Below are 639 nucleotides of genomic sequence, written 5' to 3' on the forward strand. Positions count from 1 at the left end.
CTCTAGAGGCTCATAAGATGATTAAAAATAGTGAATTTGGTAATTTATTAGGAGTTGTATTGTGAAATTAGATGGATATAGTTTTAGTGGAGATAAGACCGTTAGCTTCAGTAGCAATGCAGTAGTGAGCATAGGGCTATATAACGCCTTAGCCAGTCCAAAAGCAGTTACGATAGAAGTACTAGATGAGCTAGGCACATTAAAGGCGACTTTGTATCACGCAACGCTTGAAGGGTTTAAAGGGTATAACACTAAGATATTTGTAAGAAATGGCCAGAAGCTAAGAGTATCAGCTGATGCTGGTATAGGCGTAAATGTAGGAGTAATAAATGAAAGCTATGTAGCTAGAGGTGTCTTAACTACTGAGTATATAGCCTGCGTAGGTGATGGGGTTAAGAGCGAGTTTGGCTTAAATGGTATGAGTGTAAATAGCTTTAAAGAGCTTTGCATTATCTTTGATGGGGTTTATACTGCTGTTTTTGGTAAGGATTATACCCTAAGCGATGATGGTAGTGTAGTAAGGTTTAATAAAGTAGTAGCTAATGAGCTAGAGTTTGTAATGATAGTAACTAAGCAGGAGTGAGAATGAGACCAAAGAGTTATGATATAAGCCGTGGTGAGATAAATGGCGAGATTATC

Annotated in this window: 1 protein-coding gene; it reads left to right on the plus strand. The window is 37.7% G+C overall.

The window, feature by feature from the left end:
- Positions 1 to 61: 61 nt before the first annotated feature.
- Positions 62 to 583: a hypothetical protein gene (locus tag CSUIS19072_RS08445; RefSeq protein WP_086293867.1), complete on the plus strand. Its 522-nt coding sequence runs from the start codon at positions 62 to 64 to the stop codon at positions 581 to 583.
- Positions 584 to 639: the final 56 nt, after the last annotated feature.

The sequence above is a fragment of the Campylobacter sp. RM19072 genome (genome assembly GCF_024723485.1).
Classification (GTDB): domain Bacteria; phylum Campylobacterota; class Campylobacteria; order Campylobacterales; family Campylobacteraceae; genus Campylobacter; species Campylobacter porcelli.